8 protein-coding genes are annotated in these 5729 nt (G+C 62.1%); 2 read left to right on the plus strand and 6 right to left on the minus strand.

Translation table 11 applies throughout. The features are described 5' to 3' along the window. From AC1DWI_RS12000 to AC1DWI_RS12010, 3 genes are all read right to left on the minus strand, one after another. Positions 1 to 550: hypothetical protein (locus tag AC1DWI_RS12000; protein WP_477724904.1), on the minus strand; the 550-nt coding region annotated here is incomplete at its 3' end. Positions 551 to 714: 164 nt separating this feature from the next. Next, complete coding sequence (locus tag AC1DWI_RS12005) at positions 715 to 1008, minus strand: YciI family protein (protein WP_477671171.1); 294 nt, start codon at positions 1006 to 1008, stop codon at positions 715 to 717. A gap of 64 nt (positions 1009 to 1072) precedes the next feature. After that, on the minus strand, positions 1073 to 1984 hold the full coding sequence (locus AC1DWI_RS12010) for a LysR family transcriptional regulator (RefSeq protein ID WP_477671170.1): 912 nt from the start codon (positions 1982 to 1984) through the stop codon (positions 1073 to 1075). Between the two features lie 168 nt (positions 1985 to 2152). Between AC1DWI_RS12010 and AC1DWI_RS12015 the strand changes: the two genes are divergently transcribed. Further along, positions 2153 to 2395 (plus strand): hypothetical protein, encoded by a 243-nt coding sequence (locus AC1DWI_RS12015; protein ID WP_477671169.1) that lies wholly within the window; start codon positions 2153 to 2155, stop codon positions 2393 to 2395. A gap of 46 nt (positions 2396 to 2441) precedes the next feature. Here AC1DWI_RS12015 and AC1DWI_RS12020 read toward each other — a convergent pair whose 3' ends face one another. The 3 genes from AC1DWI_RS12020 to AC1DWI_RS12030 all read right to left on the minus strand — a co-directional run bounded on the left by AC1DWI_RS12020 (position 2442) and on the right by AC1DWI_RS12030 (position 5049). Then, complete coding sequence (locus tag AC1DWI_RS12020; protein ID WP_477671168.1) at positions 2442 to 3545, minus strand: lipocalin-like domain-containing protein; 1104 nt, start codon at positions 3543 to 3545, stop codon at positions 2442 to 2444. Positions 3546 to 3562: 17 nt separating this feature from the next. Beyond that, entirely contained in the window at positions 3563 to 4642 is a 1080-nt protein-coding gene (locus tag AC1DWI_RS12025; RefSeq protein ID WP_477671167.1) for a PLP-dependent cysteine synthase family protein, read from the minus strand. A 71-nt stretch (positions 4643 to 4713) separates the two neighbouring features. Beyond that, a complete protein-coding gene (locus AC1DWI_RS12030; RefSeq protein WP_477671166.1) occupies positions 4714 to 5049 on the minus strand; it encodes a DUF1127 domain-containing protein in 336 nt (111 codons plus the stop codon). Here AC1DWI_RS12030 and AC1DWI_RS12035 point away from each other — a divergent pair. Further along, positions 5048 to 5729: LysR family transcriptional regulator (locus AC1DWI_RS12035; RefSeq protein WP_477724905.1), on the plus strand; the 682-nt coding region annotated here is incomplete at its 3' end. The genes AC1DWI_RS12030 and AC1DWI_RS12035 overlap by 2 nt on opposite strands.

Consider the following 5729-nt stretch of genomic DNA (forward strand, 5'->3'; position numbering starts at 1 on the left):
CCAGTTGCGCATGCGGCGTCTTGTGACGCACCAGCACGCGGGCTGAGGCGATGGCTTTTGATTTGCAAAACCAGTGGCAAGTGTGCTGCATCAGGAAGAGTTCGGCTGACATCGTGAAGGCCTTGGCCTTGGGGCTGAGCCCGGCCGCGTTTTGGGCCACGCGCGCAATACCGGCGGCGTGAATCGCCAGCGCAATGCGCATGTCGAAGCTCATGGCCGGCAGGATCAGGGTCGCAAAGGGAAAGCTGATGGGCAGCCGGCTGACGCGGGCCTCGGGTTCAGGCACCCTGGCAAACTCCGTCGCAAATTTGCTGAACTGTACGGCCAGTTGCGCTTCGGAGTTGRCCAGTTGTTGCCAGATCTGTTCGCGGCGCTCGGGTTCTTTTTCGCCGAGTGCCCGCAGGTAGCCGTCGGCCAGGGTTTCCATGAGTTTTTCAATCTGGTAATTGCCCAGATGGCTGCCCAGCAGCGCTATGCGTTGGCGTTCTTCCCTGGCTTTCAGGAGGTAGGTGCCGATGGCGACAAAGGTCACCAGGAGAAAAAAGTCCATTTCAGTTCCGGTTGCATGTGTCAAGCGCTGGCAAAGATCTTGCCAGCATGGGTTGAGTGTAGTCACGCAACCCTTTCCCGCGCTGACTGCCGCGTAACACCCCTGACCCCTGATTCCCTTCTGTCGTTGATGGTGAAACCGGTGCAACGATTCGTGGGTTCTGCTTACAAAATCACCTGCCTCTCGGCCAATGCCTTGCCCCAGGTCAGCAACCGGTAGCTGCGATGAGCCGGTACGTAGTAGGGGTCACTTTCGACCAGCTCCGCGGCACGCGCCCTGGACGCAACCTCCATGACCCAGAGGCCTCCTACAAAGCTTTCGCCAGGTGCTTCACGCAAACCGCCTGCGATAAGAATTTCATCCTGGTGTTGCCGAAGATAGGCAAGATGAAGGGGTTCACGCTCCTGCCGGATCGCCAGCATGGCGGGTGTGTCGTCAAATAGGGCTATCCAGCGCATTGGGCCATCCTGATTGAAGTGATGAATGAAGTGATGAAGATGAGGGGCTGGGGGGCTGTGAGATTCACGATGAGGGTTGTTTGCCCTTGCCGGGAGCCTTTGACGGCTTGGCAGCGCGCACCTTGCCGCCCTGGCTTCCCGCCGCGGCTTGCCTTAAGCCTGCCAGGGCGGGTTCCAGTACTTTCATGTCTGCGTTGGCCGCGTAGACGGCATAAGCGGGGTACAAAAACTCCGGTTTGCCTGGCACGCGAAACAGGCGACCTTCCTTGATGTGGTTGCGCACCACGTTTTGCCGGAAATAACCGGCACCGCCCACCGCAAGCAGGTACTCCAGCCCCAACGGCCCCAGGCTGGAGGAGACCCCGACACTGGAAAGCTCCGGGAACGCCAGGCTGTGCTGAGCCGAGAATTCGCGCCCCCAGTCCACGTAGACGTAGTCGGCGGGCTGCGGCATCTCGAGCCTGGGCGAGGTGGTGACCAGCACCAGCTTTTCTTCGATCAGCAGTTCGATCCTGAGGCCGGGGCGCTGCCGCGGTGCATAGGCAATGACGATGTCCAGGGTTCCGTGGGCCACGCGTTCCAGCAGGTCTTCTGCAACGCCCACCTCGGTGCGAAGCGCCAGATCGGGTGCGTTTTTTCGCATCCAGAACAGCCAGTCGAGCATCAGCGGTTGCCAGAGGCTGATTTCACAGCCAACGGTCACCAGCGCGCGGCGCCCGGGTGGCACGGCCATCTGGTGGCGGGCGCGCTCCCAGACTTGCACCAGCGTCATGGCGTGCCGTACAAACTGCTCGCCTGCGGGTGTGAGCGACGCGCCGGCCTTGTTCCTGACGAAGAGCGTGCGTCCCAGCAGGTCCTCCAGCGTTTTCACACGAGCGCTGACCGCGGTCTGGGTGACATGCAGCCGTTCTGCGGCCTGGACAAAGCTGTGGCAGGACACGATTTCCAGGAAGGTGCGGGCGAGGTTGATATCCATGGCGTGTCTCCCATTTGTCCGGCCTTAGAGGCCGTGCTCTAAATGCAATTTTTCTGCATTCAAACGCAATATAAGTCGTTTTACTTTTATACTCGTAAACCCTATATTCTCGTCACGACCTCTGTTTTGGCAATCGTTGCCGCTCACGTCACTTCGAAAGGACCTTCCATGACACGCACCGCATTTTTCACTGAGCCCGCTTCCGCCAACGCCTCTGTCGGCGGTCGTTCGTTGCAGGCTTCTTCCTCGTTTTCTTCCTTGCTGCGCAAGGTGATGGATGCTGCGCAATTTCTGCTGCCCGGTGCACCATCTGTCGCCGCAGCGCCTGGCCAGCCCTACCCATGGTTGGCGGCCAATATCCGCCGCAACATGAGCCCGCGTGCCCAGCGCCTGATCCGCGCCGACTATTGATCCCTTTGGGCGCTGCGCCGCAACTGCGGTCGGCGCCGGTCTGGCGCTACATCTTCAGGCGCTGCGCATACCCCGTCATCTCCAGGTAACCCATTCCCGCGCGCTTGCCGTTGCTGTCGATCAGCTCGCTCAAGCCTTCCCAGTAAATCGCACCCGTCGACTGGCGGCTGTCCAGCTCCTGGTTGTCGATGACGGCGCGCACGGTATAAAAATCGGCCGGTGTTCGCACGATCCATTCCACCGGGTAGGTGGCTTGTGTCAGCGGGCTTTTCCAATAGCGCACGGGTTTAAAAATCACCTCGCCGCGGCTGAAGGTGTAAAGCCCTCCTTTGGCTGAGCGGAACGAGCCGCCATCCCACAGCGTGTTGCCGTCTTTGCCCCGCAGCCTGAAAGCGGTGAGGGCGCTGCCGTCCAGCAGGTTCATGCCTATCCAGTCCCAGCCCATGGCGTCTGAATGCAGGATCTCTTCGCTCCACTCGTGGTCCAGCCAGGCTGTTCCGGTGACGGCAAAGTTTTTCCCTTTGACTTGCAGGTTGCCGCGCATGGCGAGCTGCGGCTGGCTATAGTAGTAGCTGGCCTGCTTTTCGTCAGGCCCTTTGCGCGACAGGCCTTTGTTGCCCTGCAGCAGCACGCCCTGCGTTTCTTCGAACTGCAGCTTGAGTGCAAAGTCGCTGGCCGGCAGCTCAGCGGTGTACCTTGCGCCTTCGGCTTTCAGGGACCAGTCGCGCAGCTTGACGGCCATGTCCTTCTCGCTGGCCATTGCAACGCCAAAACCTTCCCGTGCGATGCGCTGGTCGTGCCAGAGTTTGTTGCCCTGCACATCGGTGATGGCGGCATGCGCAAAAACCAGCTGCCTTGCGGCGAATTTTGACGACATGCCCTGCGTATCGTCCACGCGTGAACGGAAAAAGGTCAGCTGAAAGCCGAAGAGGCGCCCACCCGCTGCACCACCCGCAGCGCTGGCCGTGGCCTGGCCGGTGATGTACCACCACTCGGTGCGAAAGCCGGGATGGGCACCGCGGTCGCGTGGGAACGCCAGTGTTTTGGCCGGCAGGGCGTGGGCTTCCAGGCCAGCCAGGCTCGCCAGGCCGGCCGCGCCTCCCAGCAACAGCTGGCGTCTTGGCAAACCGGCGGGCAGGGGCGGGCGCATGCAGGCTCCGGGGTTCTTCAGGCCGGCACCGGCCGCATCAAGCGGTTGATCTGCTCGTTCGCTGCCGTGCAGTCCCCCATTTTTTCAGCGACCCAGCTGGCGTTGTAGTACGTGGGCAGGTAACGCTCGCCGGAGTCGCACAGCAGCGACAGGATAGAGCCCTGTTCTCCGCGCGGCAGCATTTCATGCGCCAGTGTGAGCATGCCCACCAGGTTGGTGCCGGTCGAAGGCCCGACCCTGCGGCCCAGCAGCTGCGACAAGGCCTGCATGGCGGCCAGCGAGTCCACGTCGGCCACTTCCACCATGCGGTCTATCACCGTGCGGATAAAGCTGGCTTCCACGCGCGGGCGGCCAATGCCTTCAATGCGCGAGCCTGCGCCGGTGAGGCCGGCATCGCCGGTGCGGTGATAGGCGCTGAAAACAGACCCCATCGGGTCAGCCACGCACAGCTGGCTGCCGTGACGCTGGTAGCGCACGTAGCGCCCGATGGTGGCGCTGGTGCCACCCGTGCCGGCGCCCACCACAATCCAGCGTGGCACCGGGTGCCGCTCGCGGGCCATCTGGCTGAACATGCTTTCGGCGATGTTGTTGTTGCCGCGCCAGTCGGTGGCGCGTTCGGCATAGGTGAACTGGTCCATGTAGTGTCCGCCGGTCTCGAGCGCCACCTTGCGCGCTTCGTCGTACACCTGCACCGCGCTTTCCACCCAGTGGCAGCGCCCGCCATAGAACTCAATCTGCGCCACCTTCTCGGGCGAGGTGCTGCGCGGCATCACCGCGACAAAGGGCAGGCCCAGCAGCCGCGCGAAGTAGGCTTCGCTGACTGCGGTGGAGCCACTGGACGCTTCAACGACAGTGGAGTTCTCGTGGATCAACCCGTTGCACAGCGCATACAAAAACAGCGAACGTGCCAGCCGGTGCTTGAGGCTACCGGTGGGATGGGTGGATTCGTCCTTGAGGTAAAAATCAATGCCGCGCGCAGCGAACTCCGGCAGCGGCAGCGGAATCAGGTGCGTGTCGGCGCTGCGCAGGTAGTCGGCCTCAATGCGGGCGATGGCGGCGCTGAGCCAGGAGCTGCTGGAAGTCTGGAGGGAAGTCATTGCCTGATTCTCGCAGCAAGACCTGTTGGCGTAAAACGTCTTTTACCGGCTTGCCGGCCGGCGCAGGGGCTTCAGCGCCATTCCCAGTGGCGGGGCCCAAGGTCATTCATCAGGCCGGGAATTTCACTGCGGCCAATGCCGATGTCATTGAGCTGGTGGTCGTTCATCAGCCGCAGCTCATTCAGGTTCCGTCGCCTCTGCGCGTTTTTGCGCAGGGCGGCCAGAAACCTTTGGCCCAGCTCTGTGACTGGAAAGCTGGGCAGGGCTCCCGGAAAAATTCTCATTGTCTTCGTCAGCATTTCGCGCACTCCTGGTAGGAAGTGCCCTATGGTGCTAAAAATCATGATATTGTGGAAGTTGAATTTTCTGATCGAAATTATCAGGATTACTGATAGATACACTTCCATGCGCGAACTGAACCTGGACCAATTAAGAACGCTGGTGGCCATTACCGACCTGGGCACCTTTTCTGCCGCAGCGCAGGGCCTGCACCTGGCGCAGCCCACCGTGAGCCTGCATGTGAGCGAGCTTGAAAGCCGTTTGGGCACGCCGCTGGTGGTGCGCGGCGGTCGGCGCGTTGAGCCCACACCGGCAGGCGCCGTGCTGGTTGAGCGGGCCCGCCGCCTGCTGCGCGACGCCGACGATGCGGTCGATGCGGTGAAGCGCCACGTCGAGGGCCGCACAGGCCGGGTCCGGCTGGGCACCACCACCGGCGTGCTGGTGTACTTTTTGCCGCAGGTGCTCAAGGCCATGGAGCAAGCCCACCCCGACATCGATGTCGAGGTCAGTATTCTTGGTTCCGCCGACACGCTGCAGCGATTGCTGGACGGCACGCTCGATGTCGGCCTGGTCGCCACACCGCCGCCTGCGCAGCGCGGCATGGTGATCACCCACTGGCGCAGCGACCCGATGATGGCGTTTGTACCCAAGCGCTGGAAGGCACCCAAACATGCCACGCCCGCATGGCTGGCCACCCGCCCGCTGATMTTCAACGAAACCCCGACCCACATGTACCGCATGACCATGGCCTGGTTTGCCGACGCGGGCTTCACGCCGCGCGCACGCATTGAGCTCAACTACTCAGAGG

The organism is Polaromonas sp. P3_C2, from assembly GCF_056402675.1.